Below are 18,644 nucleotides of genomic sequence, written 5' to 3'. Positions count from 1 at the left end.
CAGTCATCAGCCAGATTTCGACAGGCTCAATCACCAGGCCTGCAGATTTCGACGGGCTCAATCACCGGGGCCTACTGGGCCGTGTCCGCCCAGCCCTGGCTGGCGGGGCCGCCGTCGTGCCCGTCCTCGCACAGGCCGAATGCGACGCTCGCCGCGCGTTGTACCGCCGCGCTGGATGCTTCCCTGGACCCTGCACTGCCGGTTCCGGCCTCCAGGCCCGCGGCGTAGCCCACCAGGAACGTGGTGACCGGCGCTGCGGGGTGGATGATCGAATCGGCGGACCGCCGGGCCAGATCAAGGAGCAGTTCGTTGTCCACTTTGAGGTCGAGGATCTGGAGCGCCTGGGCAAGCCTGTTGCTCCACTGCTCCAGCACCTGTGCTTCCTCGTCACTGACTGCCATGGTCTGCTCCTTCATCAACGTTGCCCTGCGGCTGGCTGCTTCCGGTGCTGACACTACAAGGCTTCAGCATGGAAGTCATCGGGTCCCTGGAGCGGAAATAAGGGCGGCCCGCGCCGGGTTAGGCTTGGCAAGGGCAGCAACGCAACCGCATCGAAGGAGTCCCCTTGAGTGAGATCACCGTCCGCCACAACGCCGGCCGCGAGCGTTTCGAAATCCTGGACGCAGGAAACGTGATCGGCAAGGCAGCGTACAAGGAGTACGACGGCGGCGGCTCACCGCAGCGGATTTTCTACCACACGGTGATCAACGAGGAATACGGCGGCCAGGGCCTGGCAGGCCAGCTCGCCACGGTGGCCCTGGACGAGACGGTCAGCGCCGGGACGGGCATCGTTCCGGTGTGCCCGTTCATCAAGAAGTTCCTCACCAAACATCCCGAATACGAAGGCAGCACTGTCCGCGTAGCGCCGGCCCACCTGGAGTTCCTGGACTCCGCACTGGCTGCCCGCACCCGCTAACAGGCAGTTCCCAAACTTCGATGATCTAATCGACACCGCATCGCGTGCGCTGGGGCCCGCTGGATGCGGATCAGATTGTTGAGTTGGAACAGGAGCCCTATGTCGGACCAAGAGATGCCTGCGGCCGGGCGGAATGTCCCGGAAACCCGGCGTGCCCGGACGAGGCTGGCACTGCTGTTCACCGCCGTTGCGCTGGTGATAGTGGCCATTGTTGTGTTCGCCGTGATGAAGTCGGGGCCGCTCAATGGCACAACGGACTCCGTTCCGGCAGCCCTTCCCGAGGCACCTGTGGCCGTGGCCCCGGATTCCCTCCAAGACAGCATCGAGTCCGTCCTGGACAAAAATCCGGATTACCGGATCGGGCTGGCCATGGCAGACATTTCGGGCGACGCCGCACTCACCTTCGGGGACCAGGAGGCCTTCACCGCCGCCAGTACCGCGAAGATCATCACGGCCGCCGCCTTCTACCACCTCGTGGAGAACGGCGAGGCGAGCCTGGATGACCCGCTGGGGGACTACGACGCCGCCTTCCAGCTGGAAGCCATGGTCAACCAGAGCAACAACGATTCCTGGCTGCTGCTGATGGATGCCGTGGGCTATCCGCAGCTGACTGAATACGCGGCCTCCATCGGCGTCGCCTATGACCCGGAGGAGAACCTGCTGACTCCGGCCGAGATGGCCCTGGTCCTGAAGCAGTTGTACGCCGGAGACCTGCTGAACCCGGAAAACACCGCGCAGCTGCTGGGCTACATGCAGGACACCAACAACGAGGAACTCATCCCCGCCGGCTCCCAGGACGGAGTGGAGGTGTTCCACAAATTCGGTGAAATCGGCGGCGAACTCCACGACGCCGCCGTGCTGGCCTACCGCGGCTCCACTTTTGTGCTGGTGATTTACACCGAGAACGCGGATGGCACCGAAGACGCCGGGCAGGCGGAGGTCATCAGGGAGCTCACCGGTGTGGTTGAAAAAACGCTCTTTCCTCCGGTCCAGGCGGGCAACAAGGCACCGTAGGGTCATCAAAAGTCGTTAACGTCCGGGTGGGTGGGTAAGACTGTTTCCGTGAGCAACAATCGCCGGACTGCCCTGGCCGTGGCCGGCCTCAGCCTGGGCACGGCACTGAACCCCCTCAACTCGTCGATGATCGCGGTGGCCCTGGTGGTGCTTCGCGCCGACTTCGGGCTGGACGTCGCGGCCGTCACGTGGGTGGTCACCTCCTTCTACCTGGCCTCGGCCGCCGGTCAACCCGTGATGGGCCGGCTGGCGGACCGGTTCGGGCCACGGCGGATGTTTATGCTGGGCATGGCATTGGTCGCCGTCACCTGCGCGCTGGCACCGCTCGCGCCGAACTTCGCCCTCCTCTGCGTGGCCCGGGCGGTCATGGCGCTGGGCACTGCAACGGCCTATCCCAGTGCGGTGGTGATGGTGGGAGCGATAGCCCACCGCGCCAATGTCGACTCCGCCCGGCCGCTGGGCCGGCTGCAGATGGCCAACACCTCCGCGGCGGCCGTCGGCCCGGTAGTCGGCGGCCTGCTGGTGAGCCTGGTGGGCTGGGAAGCGTTGTTCCTGGTCAACGTCCCGCTGGCGCTCGCCGCGTTGCTGATGGTGCGGCAGGCAGCCCCGAAGGACGAAGCGCGGGAGCGCGGCAGCGTGGCCGAGCTCGTCAGGGACTCGGACATCCCGGGCATCCTGGCATTCGTCTCCGCCCTGCTGCTGGTGATGATGGCGGCGCTGAATGTGGCGCCGGGATACCGCTGGTGGATGCTCGCGGCCGGCACCCTGATCGCAGCGCTGTTCGCCTGGCGCGAGCTGCGCTTCAACAGGCCGTTCCTGGACCTTCGGCTGCTGGGCCGCAACCGCCCGCTGCTGCTGGTGTATCTGGGCTTCGCGGTGTTCAGCAGCGTGTACTACTTCGTTTTCTTCGGACTGCCCCAGCTGCTGCAGGAGGCCGGCGGCTACGATCCCGGCGTCGTCGGCCTGCTGATGTTGCCGCTGGCTGCCATGTCTGTTGTAGCAACCCCGTGGGCGGTCAGGGCCATCGGAAGGTTCGGCGTGCGCCGCGTGCTGCTTGCCGGCGTCGTCCTCCTGACAGCGGTGGCCGCGCTGATGTGGCTGCTGACCGGCACCCTGGTGATCCCGCTGGTGGTGGTGCTGACGGCAATGATGGGCGTCCCGTACGGAACGGTGGGCATCGCCACCAACCAGGGCATGTTCGTTTCCACCCGGCCGCAGGAGCGTGGCGTGGCGGCGGGCATTTACCAGACCTGCCGGTACGTCGGCGCCATCACCGCCACGGTGATGATCGGTGTGTTCGCGGCGGATGGCGTGCACCAGGAAAACTGGGCGCGGATGGTCATGGCCATGCTGGTCCTGTGCGTAGTGACGTTCGGTGTGTTCCTGCTGTGGAGGCAGCGGACGGACTAAGCGTCCTGTTGGAAGCCGGGTTTATCGTGGAGGTATGGCTTCTCCAAAGGCGCAGCTGTACCTCGATATCACCGCAAAAGGCCTCTGCATCCTGGGCGCGGCGTTGATGATCTTCGGCCGGGGTGCATGGTTCTACGTGGGTGTGGCCACCGTGGTCCTCGGAGTGTTGTTCATCGGCGGATCGCTGATGGCCACGAGTAAGCTCCGCAGGCGCAGGTGGGACGGCACGAGCCGGACATGATGCCCGTCAACTGAGCAACGTGCCGTCCCTGGTGGGGGTCAGCCCCGGCGGAGCCACACCGCGTTGTCGGGCTGGAGCCAGCCGTCCTCCTTCAGCGGGAAGGCGCTGAAAAGTACGACGCCGGCGGGCAGCTTCACCGCTTCGGTCCCCATCGCGACCGCCACCAGGAACCCGCCGCTGCGCTCGCAGAGCAGCAGGTTCCCTTCCTCCACACGCCAGGTGCCGCCGTCGTCCGCGGTGAACACGCCCTCGTCCCACAGCCGGCGGCGCAGGCCGATCGCCTGGGTTGCCAGCCGGAGCACCGAGTCCGGGTCCGCCTGCTGCAGGTCGATGGCGTGGCTGCCCCAGCCCGCGGGCACCGGCAGCCACGGGCCGGTGGACGGCTCCTGCAGCGAAAAACCGTGAGTCAGTGCGGGGTCCTCCGTCCAGGGGAGGGGGACCCGGGCACCGTCGCGGGTGACGCCGCCGCGAGCCCACATGGGATCCACGCGGGCCTCCACGGGGACGTCAACTTCGGGGAGCCCCAGTTCCTGGCCCTGGTAGATGTAGGCGGAGCCGGGCAGGCCGAGGAGTGCAACCAGGGCCGCCCGGGCCCGCCGGCTGCCCGTTTCACCGCCGCCGAAGCGGGTGGTGGAGCGGACAATGTCGTGGTTCTCCAGCGCCCAGGTGGGGGCCGCGCCGTGCAGTTTCCGGGCAGTTTCCAACTCCGATCCCACGGCCGCCCAGGCAGCAGCGTCCCAGCCCAGCCGGACGAAGGCGAACGCGAAGGCCTGGTGCATCTCGTCGCCGCGGGTGTAGCGCGCGGCGCGGGCGGGCTCCAGGTTCACCTCGCCCACCAGCAGCCGGTGCGGCTGGTACTTCTCTGCGAGCCGGCGCCAGCGGCGGTAAACCTCGTGGACTTCCTCCTGGTCCGAGACCAGCGGGTTGGAGCGCAGGCCGTCAACGACGGGGCTGGCGGAGGGGGCGTCTGGCAGCCCGTCAGCCTTGAACAGCGCGTGGGCGACGTCGATCCGGAGGCCGTCCACGCCCTTGTCGAACCAGAAGCGGAGGACGTTTTCGAAGTAGCCGCCCACCGCGGGGTTCCGCCAGTTCCAGTCCGGCTGGCCGGCGGAAAACAGGTGCAGGTACCACTCGGTATCAGTGTCCGAACCCGGGGTGGCACGGGACCAGGCCCGGCCACCGAAGACGCTCTGCCAGTTGTTGGGCGGCAGGTCACTGAGGGCGGTCCCGTCCGGTCCGGGTGCCGAGGAGCGGCCCTCCACGAAATGGAACAGCTCCCGCTCCTTCGAGCCCGGCCCGGCGGCCAGGGCCTGCTGGAACAGCGGGTGCGCGGACGAGCAGTGGTTGGGAACCACATCGAGCAGGACGCGCAGCCCCAGCGAGTGGGCCAGGTCCAGGAACTGGTCGAAGTCCGCCATGGTGCCGAACAACGGGTCAACGCCGCAGTAGTCGCTGACGTCGTAGCCCTGATCCACCTGCGGTGAGGGCTGGAACGGGGTCATCCAGATCCCGTCCACACCCAGTGATGCGATGTAGGGCAGCCGGGCGGTCAGCCCCGCGAGGTCGCCCACGCCGTCCCCGTCGCCGTCCGCGAAGGAGCGGGGATATACCTGGTAAATCACGGCGGAGTCCCACCAGGCATGGGTGACCGGACCTGCCGGGCGGGTGCCGCCGTCGTGCATCATTTGCCGGCCCCCGCGGTGAGGCCTTCCACGATCCGGCGCTGGAAGACCAGCACCATGATCACCAGCGGGACCGTCACGATCACGCCGGCAGCCATCTGCTCACCGAACGGCGCCTGGAACTCGGTGGCGCCGGTGAATTTGGAGATGGCCACGGTGGCGGTCTGGATCTTGGGGTCGTTGATCATGGACAGCGCGATGATGAACTCATTCCAGCTGTGGATGAAGGTCAGGATCGCGGTGGTGAACACGCCCGGCGCCGCCAGCGGGAGCAGCACTTTCCGGAAGGCCTGCCACTTGGTGCAGCCGTCGATCATCGCGGCCTCTTCGAGGTCGAACGGCAGCTGTTTCATAAACGTGGTCAGGTTCCAGACGGCGAGCGGAATGGCGAAGGACAGGTTGGGGATGATCATGGCCTGATAGGTGTTGATCCAGCCAAGATCCGTGAAGAACCTCAGCAGGGGCACCACCACGGAGATCCCCGGGAACATCGACGTCGCAATAATAACGCCGAGGATCACGGACTTGAACCGGAAGTTCAGCCGCGAGATGGCGTACGCAGCGAAGATGCCCAGGACCAGGGCGGCCACTGTGGTCACGCCCGCCACGATCAGGCTGTTCAGCAGTGCCTGGCCGAACATGGTGGAGCCGTCGAACACCTTGGCGTAGTTCTCGAGGGAGAACGGGGCCGGGAGCAGGGTGTTGTCGAAAATGTCGGCGGTGCGGCGCAGGCTGGAGACGATCATCCAGTAGAAGGGCGCCAGGCAGTAAACGAAGATCAGTGCCAGGCCCGCATACACGGAGTAGGAGCGCCATGTGCGCTTCTGCTTCGGATTCAGCGGGTTCGACGGCAGGTTGCCGGTGCCGCTGGCAGGGTTGGCGGCGAGGCCGCGCAGGTCGGAGATGGTCATCGGGTGGCCTCTGCCTTCTGGATGCGGTGTACTTTGCGTTCCCGGCGTCTGGCGCCCAACTGCCTGGCTCCGGTCACGTCCGCGCCGAGCACCTTCACAAACACGATGGCGACGGCGGCGACGTAGAGGAACAGGACCACGGCAAAGGCCGACGCCGAGCCGTACCGGAGCTGGTTGGATTCGTCCCAGGCGAGCATGGACAGGGTTTCCACGGATTCCTTGCCCGGGCCGATGAGGACGAACGGGAGGTCGAACATCCGCAGGGCGTCGAGCATGCGGAACAGGACGGCCACCAGCAGTGTGGGTTTCACCAGCGGCAGGGTGATGGAGCCGAGCTGCCGCCACCAGCCCGCGCCGTCGATTTTCGCTGCCTCGTAGACCTCCTCGGGGATGATCTGCATTCCGGCCAGGACCAGCAGGCCAATGAACGGAGCGGTCTTCCACACCTCGGCAATAATGACGGCCAGCTTGGATGCCGTACCTTCGGCAGTCCAGAGGATTTCGCTGCCCAGCAGGGTGTTGGCAATGCCGTCCGACTGGAAGATCCAGCGCCACAGCAGGCCGGAGACCGCGGTGGGGACGGCCCAGGGGACCAGGATGCTGGCGCGAAGGAAGGACCGGCCCTTGAACGCCCTGTTCATGGCCAGCGCAAGGGCCAGGCCCAGCACTGTCTCCAGCAGCACCGTAGTGACAGTGAAGAACGTGGTGTTGCCGAACGCGTTCAGGAACCGCTGTCCGGATTCACCGGCGAACAGGTCCAGGTAGTTGGCCAGGCCCACAAACGCCTCGCCCTCCGTCACGAAGCCGTCCGCGTCCAGGCCCGATTCTGCCCGGTACAGGGACTGGTGGATGGCGGAGATGAGCGGGTAGGCGATCACCAGGGCCAGGACCAGCAGGGTGGGGGAGAGCAGCAGGGCTGCCATCCTGCCTTCGCCGGGTGCGCGTCCGGTGGTCCGGCCGGCATTCAGTCCCGGATCCGGGGTGCGGGGTGGGCCGGAGCGCCGGCGGTCGATGGAAGCAGTGGTCATTTGGCGGAGAGCTCCTCGAGCTTGGCCTGCATGTCCTTCAATGCCATGTCCGTGTCCTTTTCACCGGTCAGCGCGGCATAAGCCTCCTCCTGGATGGCCTTGGTGGTGGCGCCGTACTGGACCACCTTGGGGCGGGGCTGGGCGTTTTCGAGGGACTCAAGCAGGGTGGGGAAGAAGGGGCGCTTGGCCACCACGGCCGGGTCCTCGTAGAGGCCGGCGTAGGCCGGGGCGCGGGAGCTGAGTTCCAGGCGCTTGCGGGACTGCTCCTCGCCGGTGAAGAACTTGATGAATTCCAGGGCAGTGGCCTTGTTGGGCGTGAACGGCGAAACGGCGAGGTTGCGGCCGCCCAAGGTGGAGACGCCGGTGCCGTCGGTTCCCGGGATGGAGGTGATGCCGAACTTGCCGGCCACCTTGCTGGAGCCGTCCGTGGCGCTCAGCGAGGAGTAGAGGAACGGCCAGTTGCGCAGGAACACCACTTTGCCGTCCTGGAAGGCGCGCCGGCCCTGCTCCTCGAGGTAGGTGATGGCGTCCGAGGGGAAGAGCCCTTCCTTGAAGCCGTCCACCAGCAGGTTCAAGCCTTCTTTGGCTTCGGGGCTGTCAACGGTGGGCTTTCCTTCGGCGTCCACCACCGAGCCGCCCGCGGAAGCCACGGCCTCGGAGAAGTTCACGGTGAGGGCTTCGTTTTTGTCGAACTGGCCGGTGTAGCAGGACATGCCGGCCGCTTCCGGAAGGGCCAGGATCTTTTCGCAGGCGGACTTCATCTCGTCCCAGGTCTTGGGCGGGGCGGCGATCCCGGCCGCTGCCAGCAGGTCCTGGCGGAAGTAGAAGAGTGCGCCGTCGGTGTAGTACGGGGCCGCGAAGAGTGTGTCGCGGTACGTGGCGGCGTTGACGGTTGCCGGGATCATCTTGTCCGTAGGGACGGCGTCCTCGGGCAGCGGCAGGATCCACTTGTTTGCGGCGAACTCGGAGTTCCACACCACGTCCAGGTTCAGCACGCTGAACGTGTCCGACTTGATCTGTGCGTTCTGGATGAGCTGCTGGCGCTGCTGGTCGGCGGAATCCGGCAGTTCGATGAAGGTGACCTTCTCGTCCGGGTGCGAGGCGTTCCACTCCTCGATGCTCTTGTTGGCGGCGCCGGAGGCATCGCGGGAGGACACGTAGTTGATGGGGCCTTTGCCTTCGAAGGCGGGTGCGCTCTGGGCGGCCTTCGGCTCCGCGGAGGACCCTCCGCATGCTGTCAGGCCGACGGCTGCGGCCGTTATCAGCGCGGTGGTGGTGATGAGTGTCTGCCAGGTGTGGCGACGCTGCCTCATGTGTTGCTCCTTCAGTGGGGGTTCTTGCCTGTTTTGGGGTGTTTTGGGGCGCAGGGGATCACGACGACGGCCGCACGCGGAGGTGCCGGCTGTCGCCTTTGGCGGGGTTGAGAGGGTTAGGTGTGCGGGTAAGGCGGCTGTGCTCCGGGCGGAGCAGTGGAGCCCCGCTCGATGAGTTTGTGCGGCATGATCCGCGGCCCGAGGTCGCGGGAGCGGAGGAGTTTCTTGACGGCCATCCGGCCCATTTCCTCAAGCGGCTGGGCCATGGTGCTCAGCGGCGGGTGGACATGGAGGGCCGTGGAAGTGTTGTCGAAGCCCAGGACGGACACGTCCTCGGGGACGCGGCGGCCGCGCTTCTGCAGTTCGTTCACCACGGCGGCCGCCATCTCATCGCTGACGGCAAAGATGGCGGTGAGTCCGGGGTCCTGCTGAAGCAGGAGGTCCAGGCCGGGGGCGCCGCTTTCATAAAAGAACGTTCCGGAAGCAGTGACCGGCTCACACTTGGCCTCGGCCATCGCGCGGAGGTAGCCGCGCTGCCGGGGTTGCGCCACAAAAACGGACTCCGGGTTGCCCGCGAGCAGTCCGATGCGTCGGTGGCCCAGCTTCAGCAGGTGGCGGGTTGCGTCGTAGGCTGCTTTTTCGTCGTCGATGGCCACGCTGGGTGAGCCGGACTTGTCGCTGATGGCAACCGAGATCACCGGGATGGTGGGTCCCAGCAGTTGGCGGATCTCGGGCTTGATCACCGCGGACACCAGGATGACGCCGGCCGCCCGGTACGTGCGAAGGGTCCGCAGGTAGCTGGCGATGTAGGCGGATTTCGCACCGGTGCGGCCCAGCATCACGGCGTAGCCGCGTTCCTGCGCCTCCTCCTCTACACCCTGCATCACCTGCGAGGCGAGGGCATCGGACACCATTGGCGCCAGCAGGCCGATCACCGAGGTCTGCCGGGTTTTCAGGCCGCGGGCCAGCGAGTCGGTTTCATAGCTGAGCTTTCGGACAGCTTCTTCCACACGCTCGCGGGTCTCTTCCGAGTAGCCCACCAGCCCGTTCACCACCCGGGAGACGGTGGCGGGAGATACGCCGGCGTGCATGGCGACGTCCCTGATGGTGACCACTGGTTCTCCTTGGGGCTTTACTGCTGCTGGGCCGGCAGTACGCAAACGGTTTACGTAAACGGTTACGTGATGTGCCTCAACAACACTAAGGGGGGAGACACCGGAGGCGTGCCTGTTTCGGAAACAGCGGCGGGAGGCGGCACCCAGCCCGCCTCCCGCCGTCGTCCGTTCCTTAGCTGTTCAACAGGACTCAGGTGTACATCAGCGAACCCGGCGTGGTGAGCTTCTCGCCGGTTTCCAGCCAGGTCTTCAGACCGGAGAGGATCATGGGCCAGCCGCCGTAGAGCTGTTCGTTGGCGCCTTCGCGGAGGTTGTTGTGGGTGACGGTGAGGCGGCAGGAATCACCCACGGGCTCGATGTCCCAGATGACCTTCGAGGTTCCCTCGGCCTTGACGTCCTCGCCCCAGAGCGCGCGCATCGTCTGGACGAGCCGGCGCGGCGGGTCCACCTCCAGGTTCTCGCCTTCGCCCAGGGGTGCGCCGGCTTTGACGTTGTTCATGGTGAAGCTGCTGCCCGGGGTCCAGTCCGTTTCGATGGTGTTCCCGAACTGGTACTTGCTGCGGATGCCGCTGTCCGTGATGGCTTCCCAGAGCCGCTCGGGCGTGGTCTTGATGTAGATCTCGAAGATTTTTTCCATGGGACTTTCCAATCTTGATTTGAGGTCGCTGAGGCCAGCGGCCCATGGTTCGGCGTACTTGCTCACCCAGCGGTCGTGGACGAGCCGGATGGGCACCGGGTTCAGGAAATGCAGCTTTTCACGCCCCCGACGGCGGGTCACCACCAGCCCTGCTTCTTCCAGGATCCTGAGGTGCTTGGCGATCCCGAAACGGGTCATGTCGAACCGGCCTTCGAGGGCGCCAAGGGTCTGGCCGTCCTCGCGGAAGAGCTCGTCTAGGAGGTCCCTGCGGGTGGCGTCTGCAAGTGCCTTGAATACGGCATCCATAGGAATCATGATAGGTGACTAATTGGTCACATATCAAGGGTTGGGGCTCCCCGCCATGTGCGAGTGGGGATACCTGCATGTCAGGATGGTCCTTATGCTGCCTTTGAGCCAGATCGCAGAAATGCGTTCCACCGTCGACGGCGACTGGCGCTCTCCGGTGGCAGACGCTGTTGGCCGGCACTGGGATATCCCGGCCGGAGTCCTCCGCTACTGGCGATCCTCGGCGGCGCATGTCTTCGTCATCCCGCCGGGTGGTGACGGGCGCGGGGTTCTGTACGCGCGCTTCGCCCCGGCCAGTTCGACGGCGGGAGCCCGCCTTCATCGAGGAGCCCGCTTGCATGCGCGGCTCAGCGACTCGGGAGCGCCGGTGGCGGAACTCGTGCGGTCCAGCGCGGGCCGGGCGGTGGAACTGATTCCGACGTTGCTCGGGGAGATGGCCGCGTGCGTAGTGCGAAGGGTCGACGGCGACGAGCTGGACGTGGAAGAGCTGGACGCCGATGCTGCCGCCGCCTGGGGAACAGCCTTGGCGCGCTTCCATCTCGCCGCCGGGCGGGTGGAATCCGCAGATGGTAACGAGCCGGCGGATGTGTTTGCCGGCCTGGTTTCACATCCAGACCAGGACCTTGCGCACGCTGCCCACGCCCTGAGCGTGCTGCTCGAAAGCCGGGAACCGGGGCCGCGCCTGATCGGGCACGGTGACTTTGAGCTCGACAACCTCCGGTGGTCACAAGGACATGCAACCTGCTTCGACCTCGACGAAAGCGGCGTGATGCCCGCCGCCGCCGATGTGGCGTCGGCGGTCCGGGACCTCCTCGGCAAAAGTCCCGGCGCGCCGGAACACCCTGAACTCCTGGAAGCGTTCCTGTCGGGCTACGAGCGGAGGGCCGGGCTGGCCGTGAGCCTTGAGGACCTGCACCTTCGCCGGGCGGCGCTCGCAGCACGGCAAATCCTCGAGGCCTCCGCAGTCCTGGATCTGGACGCTACTGTCCCCGAATCCGAGGGTGGCTGGCTCACGGAGCTGAACAGCTCCTTGGCCGGCCACTACGCCGAGGAACGCAACATCATCCTGGCAACGGCGCAAGTACTCACCCGGAACCCGTGACAGCCTGTGCCTCGGGCTTGCGGCCCGCTATCTGCCGGTGCCCAAATCGATGTCAGTGTAGGAGCCGGGCCGGCTGCGGTATCCGCTGTGGCAGCTGCAATTGCTTTCGACTTCAATCCGCACCATCACCGGCCGCCCGGCTTCAAGGCTCAGATTGATGGGCTCGTGGTTGACGGTGGAGACGCGGACCACGGTTTCTTCGGAGGAAGTGGCAGACATGGCTGTCCTTTCATAAGGGGATTTACGATTGATGCCTGGTTGAAACTGCTTACTGGCCTTGCCCTGGTGCGCCAAGCCGTGCGTCCAGCAGGCCTGCCGCGACAGCCGGAGCAAGTCCGGGCGCCAGCGGAAGGCGCGGGACCACGAGGCAGTGCCAGAGGTGGTAGATGTCCGCCTTGCCGGACCACACGGTTGAGGTGACGTTGCCGTTCTCGTCGAGTTCCTGCTTCCAGGAGCCGTGCTCGTAGTCGATGAACCAGTCGCGGGCGTGGTCCCAGATACGCTCGTACCAGTCCGCGTACTCCTTCTCGCCGGTGGCGATGTAGAGGGCAGCAGCACCGCCGATGGCCTCCGCCGGAACCCAGCGAATCCGGGTGGTGACAACCGGCTTGCCCTCCCAGTCGACGGTGTAAACGAATCCCGGATTGCCGTCCGGCTCCCAGGCGTCGCGGATGGCGGCGTCGAACAGGCCCCGCGCGTCTTCCAAGAGCCAGGCGGGGACCTCCAGGCTGCGGGCTTCAAGCCCGGCGCGCAGGTGGAGGAGCAGGCGCGCCCACTCAACCCAGTGGCCGGGGGTTCCACCGTACGCTCGGAACTGGCTGGCCCTGTCATCGGTGTTGTATTCCGGCATGGGGTTCCACTCCGGGTCGAAGTGCTCAAAGACCCGGTAGTTGTTGTTGCGCGCGAATTTGTGGATGAGCACCTCGGCGATGTGGAGGGCCCGTTCCAGCCACCGGTCTTCCCCGGTCACATCAGCGACGATCAGGTAGGCCTCGACTGAGTGCATGCTCGCGTTCCCGCCACGATATGCCTCGGTTTCGGTGAAGTCCCGGTTCCACGAGTCGAAGCACATGTTGGCCTCATGGTCCCAGAACTTTTTGTCGGCTATCCGCAGCGCCTCGTCGAGCAGTTCCCGGGCTCCCGGGCGTCCCGCCGCAACGGCGCTGGCAGCGGCGAGGAGCACAAAAGAGTGCTGGTAGCCGGACTTGGTGTCGTTCACAGGACCGTTTTGGTCCACCTCGGCATACCAACCGCCGAACTCGTCATCGTGGAGGGCTCCGTTGAGGGCGGCAATGCCGTGGTCGACGAATTTCGCGGCACCCGGCCGTCCCATCAAAGCGGCGACAGCGAAACTGTGTACCATCCGGGCGGTGATCCAGAGATGGGTGGGCTTGTCTGGAAATACCACGCCGTTGTTGTCGAGCCAGCCAAATCCCGTGGGGACCTTTGAAGCCGCGGCGAAATTGATCAGCCGATCGGTTTCTGCCTCGAGCCATCGTGCGTGAGCGGCACTGTTCAGCCACGTCATGTTATTTCCTCTCTGGTGCTGGTGCTGGTGCAAAGTTGCTGGTGCAAGTGAAAATCAGGTCAGCCGGCGGCGTCCAGTACGCCCCGGATGATGGTGGCGGCCGCTCCCAGGTAGGCCAGAACGATCAGCAGGAGCTGAGCGGCGCGGGCGGGAACGAACTTCGAGGCGACATCTCCCAGTACCAGGCCGGCGAGGCAGGCCGCAGCAACAGCTGCCCACATGGCAAACGGGAGGGCCGGAAACGAGGCAGGTGCCGTCAGGGCTTTGGACACCAGGGAGAAGGTGCCGATGGTGAAGAAGTAGGGCTGCATGGTGGCGGCGAAGGACTTGTGCTGCCAGCGGGTTGCGATGGAGTACATGCTGACCGCCGGCCCGCCTACCCCTGCCGCCGTGTTCATAAAACCGCTCAGCCCACCGGCGGTCAACAGGTAGCGCCGGCGGGGCGGCAGCACCGCGGATTTCAGGACCAGCAGCACCGTCAGCCCCACGGCCAGGATCACGCCGATGGAGATTTCCAGGACCGCCGCCGGGATCAGCCGGATCAGGAAAGCGGCGGGGACAATCCCCAGCAGTGCCGACGCCGCCAGCGCCGCGTACCGCTTCCAGTCGATGTCCCGCACCACCCGGAAGATGATGGCTCCCGCCGTTACGGCTCCGCAGAGGTTGACCAGGACCACTCCCTCCACCGGTCCCAGCAGCAGGACCAGGAAGGGAGCCGCGACCAGCGCGAAGCCCATCCCCGTGATGCGCTGCATCCCCGCGCCCATCACAACGGCGGCCAGCACCAGTCCTGTGGTCAGCACTTACGGCCGCCAGGCCACGTACTGGACCTCCTCGAACTCTTCCAGGCCGAGGTCCGATCCTTCGCGGCCCAGGCCGGACTGTTTGACGCCGCCCATCGGGGCAAACGCCACGGACGGCAGGGGATCGTTGACCCCCACAATGCCCGCTTCCAGCCGCTCCGGAACATCCCAGGCGCGCCTGGCATTACCGCTCCACACGTAGGCGGCGAGTCCCATTTCGGTGGCGTTTGCCTTGCGGATCGCGTCCTCCTCCGAGGAGAAGGTGACGACGCCGGCCGCCGGGCCGAAGACTTCTTCACCCACCAGGGGTGCGTCCCCGGGGACGTCCATCAACAGAGTGGGCGCCATAAACGCGCCTTGCCCAGGGACCGATGTCCGTTGCGTGAGGCGGCGGGCGCCACGCTCCAAGGCATCGTCAACGAGGGCCTGGACGGCCGAGACCCGGTCGGCGTCGATCATCGGGCCAAGGTCCGGGACGGGTGTTCCGCCGTCGGGAACGCCGTGCCCGATGCTCATTGCATCGAAGCGGGCGCCCAGCTTCCGGGCGAACTCTTCGGCGATGCTGTCCTGTACCAGGAAGCGGTTGGCCGCCACGCAGGACTGGCCGGTGTTGCGGAGCCGGCCCAGCACAGCACCCTCGACGGCGGCGTCCAGGTCCGCATCCTCGAACACAATGAAGGGCGCGTTGCCGCCGAGTTCCAGCAGCGGCCGGACCACCCGCTCGGACGCTGAGGCCATGATCTGGCGGCCCACGCCGGTGGAGCCCGTGAAGCTGACGGCCCGCACGGCCCGGTGCTGGAGCAGCGCGGCGGTAACGTCCCTGGACGGGCCGTGGACCAGGTTGACCACCCCTGCGGGGAAGCCGGCGTCGTGCAGTACCTCGAACAACCCGGTGGCCGCGAGCGGTGCTTTCTCCGAAACCCGGCCTACCACCGTGCAGCCGGCGGCGAGCATGGCTGCCAGTTTCCGGGCCTGGATGGACACGGGAAAGTTCCAGGGCGTGAGGCTGAGGGCGACGCCGATCGGCTTGCGGAGGCTGAGGTGGCGGCGGCCGTGCAGCTCAGGCGGGCTGACAGTGCCGGTGGAGCGGCGGACCTGCTCGGCGAACCAGCGGAAGTATTCCACGGAGAAGTCCACTTCGCCCTGCGCCTCCGGGAGCCGTTTGCCGGCTTCCAGCGCCAGGGTGTGGGCCAGTTCGTCCCGGCGTTCGGCCAGGAGGTCGGCGGCGTTGCGGAGCAGGTCCGCACGGTTGCGGACCGTGGTGCGGGACCAGGAGGCGAAGGCCTCGGCGGCCGCATCGGCAGCCAGGGTGGCGTCCTGGGCTGTGCCCCAGGCGACCTCACCCACGGTGCTGCCGTTTCCGGGATCCGTGACGTCCTTCGACGTTCCGGCCGTATGCCAGGTGCCGTTCACCAGGTGACGGGCTGATTTGAGGTTCACTGATGTGCCTTTCGTTGGGCCAGGCGGGGTCCGGTCAACTCTTGCCGGCGCCTCATCCTTTGCTTGCGCCGGCCGTGATGCCGGCCACGAAGTACCGCTGCAGGAAGATGTACGCCACCACTACGGGCAGGGAGGCCAGGATGACACCGGCGAACAGGAGCGGGTAGTCGGTCTGGAACTCGCCCTGGAAGCTGAGCAGTGCCAGCGGCAGTGTGCGGTTGCCGGGGGACTGGATGAACAGCAGCGGATACAGCAGTTCGTTCCAGTGGATGACGAACAGGAATATTGCAGCGGCGGCGATGGACGGAGCGGACAGCGGCAGCGCGATCGAGACGTAGGTCCGCCACGGGCCGGTTCCGTCAATGGAGGATGCTTCGTACAGTTCGCGGGGCAGGGTCCGCATGAACCCGCCCAGGATAAAGACGGCGATGGGCAGGGTGGACACCACGTTGGCCAGGATCAGGCCAGTGAGGTTGTCCAGCAGCCCCAACCGGCCGAACAGGACGTACAGCGGCACCATGTTGGCCTGCGCCGGGATGGCCATGCCCAGGACCAGGAAACCGAAGATGGCCCAGGACATGAACCCCTTGAGCCGGGAGATGGCGTAGCCGGCCAGGCTTGCGAGGAACAGGGTGGCCGGCACGGAGACGGCGGTGACAATCACGCTGTTCATAAAGGACGAGCCCAGGTCCTGGCCGCCGATCACTTCCGCGTAGTTGCCGGGGGAAAGGGACTGCGGCAGGCTGAACGGCCCGGCGAAGAGTTCCTGTGTGGACTTGAAGCTGCCGAACCCCACCACGGTGAGCGGAACGATGATGATGACCGCGTAGATTGCGAGGATTCCGCGGCGGGTTATTGACGCGAGCATGCTGTCATTCCCCCTTCGGGGTGAGGCGGAGGAGCCGGCGCTGCAGCCAGGTGACCAGAGCGATCATCGCCATGAAGATGATCGACTGGGCGGCGGCGTAGCCGAACTCGGAGTTGGCGAAGGTGCTGTAGATGCGGGTGGAAAGGATGTCCAGGGACTGCTTGGGCGGGTTGCCGGCGATGCCAAGGATCAGGTCGAAGGCCTTGAACGACTGGACGGTGGTGTAGGCAACCACGATGGAGGTTGCGGGGGCGACGAACGGCCAGGTGATGGATTTGAACTGCTGCCATCTGCCGGCGCCGTCCATCTCCGCTGCCTCATAGAGTTCGCGGGGAATGGACTGCAGCCCGGCGATGTACACCACCATCATCTGGCCGGCGTGGAACCACACCTGGGTGACGGCCACCCAATAAAGGGCCTGGGCGTTGTTGCCGAGGTAGGAGCCCTGCAGTGCGTCCAGGCCAACAGTGCCAAGGACCGCGTTGGCCAGGCCGAAGTTGGGGTCGTAGATGAACTTCCAGATGAAGGCCACGGACACGGAAGACAGGATGGTGGGGAAGAAGAACAGGGCACGGAGCAGGATGCTGCCCCGGGAGTTCTTGGTCAGCAGCAGCGCCAGGATGAGTGAGAACAGCGTCTGAGCGATCACCACCAGCAGCACGAACTTCAGGTTGTTGGTCAGCGCGTTCGTGAACAGCGAGTCCTTGGTGAAGGCCCGGATGAAGTTGTCCAGCCCCACGTAGTTGAAGGCCGCCGAGAAGCCGTTCCAGTCCGTGATGGCGTACTGGAAGGCCTGCAGGGTGGGCATCACCAGGAAGAACGCGATGATGGCGACGGCGGGAAGCGGGAAGAGGTACAGCGCCGGATTCACCCTGGTGGGGGAGCGGCGGCGCTTCTTCGCGCCGGTTTCGGTGTGTGTGTCCGGCGCCCTTCGCTCCGACGCCGTGCCGGGATGGATGCTCATAGCCGCTCATCAACAATCTTCTGGGCGGCTTCGGCTGCCTGCTCCGGGCTGGTGCCGGAGATGACCGCCGTCGCGCTGGCCTCCACGGCGTTGCGGACGTCCAGGTTCTGGAATTGGAACCGGGCGGCCAGGGCCGTCTTCTTGTCCAGCCACGGGCTCAGGCGCTTGAGGTCCGGGTTGGTGTATTCGACGTCCTTGACGGACACGTGCTGGGCCGTCTGGTTGGCGTAGTAGCCGGCGTTTTCCGGCTCGGACAGGAAGTCGATCCACGCCGCGGCGGCCGCCTGGTTCTTGCTGGCGGCGTTGACGCCCAGGATGAACGTGGCGTTATAGGCGCCCTCATACTTGCCGTTGCCGTCCGAAGTGTTGGGGAACACCAGTTCGATGGGGAAGGTGGCGCCCAACCCGCGGACTGCGGCGATATGGTACGAACCGGTGGCCAGCATGGCGGCCTTGCCCTGCGAGAACAGGTTCTGCGCCGGTTCCACCGCCGTGCCGGTGGCGTTGGGCTGCAGGTACGGGACCAGCTGCTTGTACTGGTTCAGCATCTTGATGAACCAGTCGTCGGTGCACTTGAGCTTGCCCTGCTCGATCTGGGCGCACATGTCATCGACCGGTGCGTTGTTGGCGATCATGCAGTTGAACAGCTGGCCGCCGTTTCCCACATCACCGCCCGGCCAGGAGATGGGAACCACGCCGGAGGAAGCGAGCTTTTCGCACATGCCCAGGAACGCGTCCCAGTCCTTGGGCGCGATGTCGGCACCGGCCTTGTCGAACAGGTCCACGTTGGCCATCGGCATGGGGAACACCACCTGGTACGGCAGTCCCAGCTGGCTCTCACCGGACTTCCCGGCGGACAGCAGGCCGTCCTGGTAGTTGGAAACAGCCTTGCTGTTCTTGAGTTCGGTGTAGATCCCGGCTTCGGTGAAGTTCGTGAACTGGGCACCGCGGAAAGTGGCAAAGGCGTCGCCGATGGCTGCTCCCCGCACCTTCTGCAGGCCCTGGGCGTTGTAGTCGTTGGAGGTGGAGATGTCCTGGGCCACCTCCACGCCGTCGTGCATTGCCGCGAAGCGCTTGATGAGTTCGTCAAATACCGCTTTGTCCTCGCCGCGCCAGTGCGCGAAGGACACCCTGCCGGTGACGTTGCCGGTAGCGGGCGCGGCCGGTCCGGTGGCGCCACCGGGCGCAGTGGATCCTCCGGGTCCGGCGCATGCTGCCGCGGTGGCGCCGAAGCCCAGCGCCCCGAGAATGGCCATGGCCTGCCTGCGTGAAATCTGACTCACAATAATCTCCTCGTTGAGTTTGCTATGCCTTGTTACATGACTGCGGAAAAGCGGGTGGGCACTGCCGGGACGCTGTGGTGGTC

At 65.9% G+C, this 18,644-nt stretch carries 19 protein-coding genes; 5 read left to right on the top strand and 14 right to left on the bottom strand.

What is annotated here, in order from left to right:
* Positions 1-71 precede the first annotated feature (71 nt).
* On the bottom strand, positions 72-401 hold the full coding sequence (locus ARTSIC4J27_RS15795) for a DUF6457 domain-containing protein (RefSeq protein ID WP_050056150.1): 330 nt from the start codon (positions 399-401) through the stop codon (positions 72-74).
* Between the two features lie 164 nt (positions 402-565).
* On the opposite strand from ARTSIC4J27_RS15795, the gene ARTSIC4J27_RS15790 reads away from it, so the two are divergent.
* The 4 genes from ARTSIC4J27_RS15790 (at position 566) to ARTSIC4J27_RS15775 (ending at position 3,581) form a co-directional block, all read left to right on the top strand.
* Positions 566-916 (top strand): GNAT family N-acetyltransferase, encoded by a 351-nt coding sequence (locus ARTSIC4J27_RS15790; RefSeq protein ID WP_050056149.1) that lies wholly within the window; start codon positions 566-568, stop codon positions 914-916.
* 99 nt (positions 917-1,015) lie between these two features.
* Complete coding sequence (locus tag ARTSIC4J27_RS15785) at positions 1,016-1,930, top strand: serine hydrolase (protein ID WP_050056148.1); 915 nt, start codon at positions 1,016-1,018, stop codon at positions 1,928-1,930.
* 48 nt (positions 1,931-1,978) lie between these two features.
* On the top strand, positions 1,979-3,340 hold the full coding sequence (locus ARTSIC4J27_RS15780; protein ID WP_050056147.1) for an MFS transporter: 1,362 nt from the start codon (positions 1,979-1,981) through the stop codon (positions 3,338-3,340).
* Positions 3,341-3,374: 34 nt separating this feature from the next.
* Positions 3,375-3,581 carry a hypothetical protein gene (locus tag ARTSIC4J27_RS15775; protein WP_050056146.1) on the top strand — a complete coding sequence of 69 codons (207 nt, stop codon included), beginning with the start codon at positions 3,375-3,377 and terminating at the stop codon, positions 3,579-3,581.
* A 38-nt stretch (positions 3,582-3,619) separates the two neighbouring features.
* Here the strand turns inward: ARTSIC4J27_RS15775 and ARTSIC4J27_RS15770 are convergent, their stop codons facing one another.
* From ARTSIC4J27_RS15770 to ARTSIC4J27_RS15745, 6 genes are all read right to left on the bottom strand, one after another.
* On the bottom strand, positions 3,620-5,266 hold the full coding sequence (locus tag ARTSIC4J27_RS15770) for an alpha-amylase family glycosyl hydrolase (RefSeq protein WP_050056145.1): 1,647 nt from the start codon (positions 5,264-5,266) through the stop codon (positions 3,620-3,622).
* Entirely contained in the window at positions 5,263-6,174 is a 912-nt protein-coding gene (locus tag ARTSIC4J27_RS15765) for a carbohydrate ABC transporter permease (protein ID WP_235436720.1), read from the bottom strand. Before ARTSIC4J27_RS15765 ends, ARTSIC4J27_RS15770 begins: the two co-directional genes overlap by 4 nt.
* Positions 6,171-7,202, bottom strand: a complete 1,032-nt coding sequence (locus ARTSIC4J27_RS15760) for a carbohydrate ABC transporter permease (RefSeq protein WP_235436719.1) — start codon at positions 7,200-7,202, stop codon at positions 6,171-6,173. Before ARTSIC4J27_RS15760 ends, ARTSIC4J27_RS15765 begins: the two co-directional genes overlap by 4 nt.
* The gene (locus tag ARTSIC4J27_RS15755) at positions 7,199-8,515 is read right to left on the bottom strand and encodes an ABC transporter substrate-binding protein (RefSeq protein ID WP_050056144.1); all 1,317 of its coding nucleotides are present in this window, start codon (positions 8,513-8,515) and stop codon (positions 7,199-7,201) included. The genes ARTSIC4J27_RS15760 and ARTSIC4J27_RS15755 overlap by 4 nt, the downstream gene beginning before the upstream one ends.
* A gap of 116 nt (positions 8,516-8,631) precedes the next feature.
* Positions 8,632-9,630 (bottom strand): LacI family DNA-binding transcriptional regulator, encoded by a 999-nt coding sequence (locus ARTSIC4J27_RS15750; RefSeq protein WP_050056143.1) that lies wholly within the window; start codon positions 9,628-9,630, stop codon positions 8,632-8,634.
* 190 nt (positions 9,631-9,820) lie between these two features.
* Entirely contained in the window at positions 9,821-10,573 is a 753-nt protein-coding gene (locus ARTSIC4J27_RS15745; protein ID WP_050056142.1) for an ArsR/SmtB family transcription factor, read from the bottom strand.
* Positions 10,574-10,667: 94 nt separating this feature from the next.
* On the opposite strand from ARTSIC4J27_RS15745, the gene ARTSIC4J27_RS15740 reads away from it, so the two are divergent.
* On the top strand, positions 10,668-11,675 hold the full coding sequence (locus tag ARTSIC4J27_RS15740) for a phosphotransferase (protein WP_050056141.1): 1,008 nt from the start codon (positions 10,668-10,670) through the stop codon (positions 11,673-11,675).
* A gap of 27 nt (positions 11,676-11,702) precedes the next feature.
* Here the strand turns inward: ARTSIC4J27_RS15740 and ARTSIC4J27_RS15735 are convergent, their stop codons facing one another.
* From ARTSIC4J27_RS15735 to ARTSIC4J27_RS15705, 7 genes are read right to left on the bottom strand one after another with little or no spacing between them, the layout of a single operon-like run.
* A complete protein-coding gene (locus ARTSIC4J27_RS15735) occupies positions 11,703-11,894 on the bottom strand; it encodes a hypothetical protein (RefSeq protein ID WP_050056140.1) in 192 nt (63 codons plus the stop codon).
* A 49-nt stretch (positions 11,895-11,943) separates the two neighbouring features.
* Positions 11,944-13,203: an AGE family epimerase/isomerase gene (locus tag ARTSIC4J27_RS15730; RefSeq protein ID WP_050056139.1), complete on the bottom strand. Its 1,260-nt coding sequence runs from the start codon at positions 13,201-13,203 to the stop codon at positions 11,944-11,946.
* Between the two features lie 59 nt (positions 13,204-13,262).
* Positions 13,263-14,006 (bottom strand): sulfite exporter TauE/SafE family protein, encoded by a 744-nt coding sequence (locus ARTSIC4J27_RS15725; protein ID WP_050056138.1) that lies wholly within the window; start codon positions 14,004-14,006, stop codon positions 13,263-13,265.
* Positions 14,007-15,446 carry an NAD-dependent succinate-semialdehyde dehydrogenase gene (locus tag ARTSIC4J27_RS15720; protein ID WP_050056137.1) on the bottom strand — a complete coding sequence of 480 codons (1,440 nt, stop codon included), beginning with the start codon at positions 15,444-15,446 and terminating at the stop codon, positions 14,007-14,009.
* Between the two features lie 52 nt (positions 15,447-15,498).
* A complete protein-coding gene (locus tag ARTSIC4J27_RS15715; RefSeq protein WP_050056136.1) occupies positions 15,499-16,314 on the bottom strand; it encodes a carbohydrate ABC transporter permease in 816 nt (271 codons plus the stop codon).
* A gap of 4 nt (positions 16,315-16,318) precedes the next feature.
* Positions 16,319-17,278: a carbohydrate ABC transporter permease gene (locus ARTSIC4J27_RS15710; RefSeq protein WP_050056135.1), complete on the bottom strand. Its 960-nt coding sequence runs from the start codon at positions 17,276-17,278 to the stop codon at positions 16,319-16,321.
* Positions 17,275-18,561 (bottom strand): ABC transporter substrate-binding protein, encoded by a 1,287-nt coding sequence (locus ARTSIC4J27_RS15705; RefSeq protein WP_050056134.1) that lies wholly within the window; start codon positions 18,559-18,561, stop codon positions 17,275-17,277. The genes ARTSIC4J27_RS15710 and ARTSIC4J27_RS15705 overlap by 4 nt, the downstream gene beginning before the upstream one ends.
* Between the last annotated feature and the right edge of the window lie 83 nt (positions 18,562-18,644).

Origin of the sequence: Pseudarthrobacter siccitolerans, from assembly GCF_001046895.1 — a bacterium.
GTDB classification, from domain to species: Bacteria; Actinomycetota; Actinomycetes; order Actinomycetales; family Micrococcaceae; genus Arthrobacter; species Arthrobacter siccitolerans.
The sequence above is the reverse complement of the archived record's forward strand: the minus strand, read 5'-3'. Positions and strand labels throughout refer to the sequence as shown.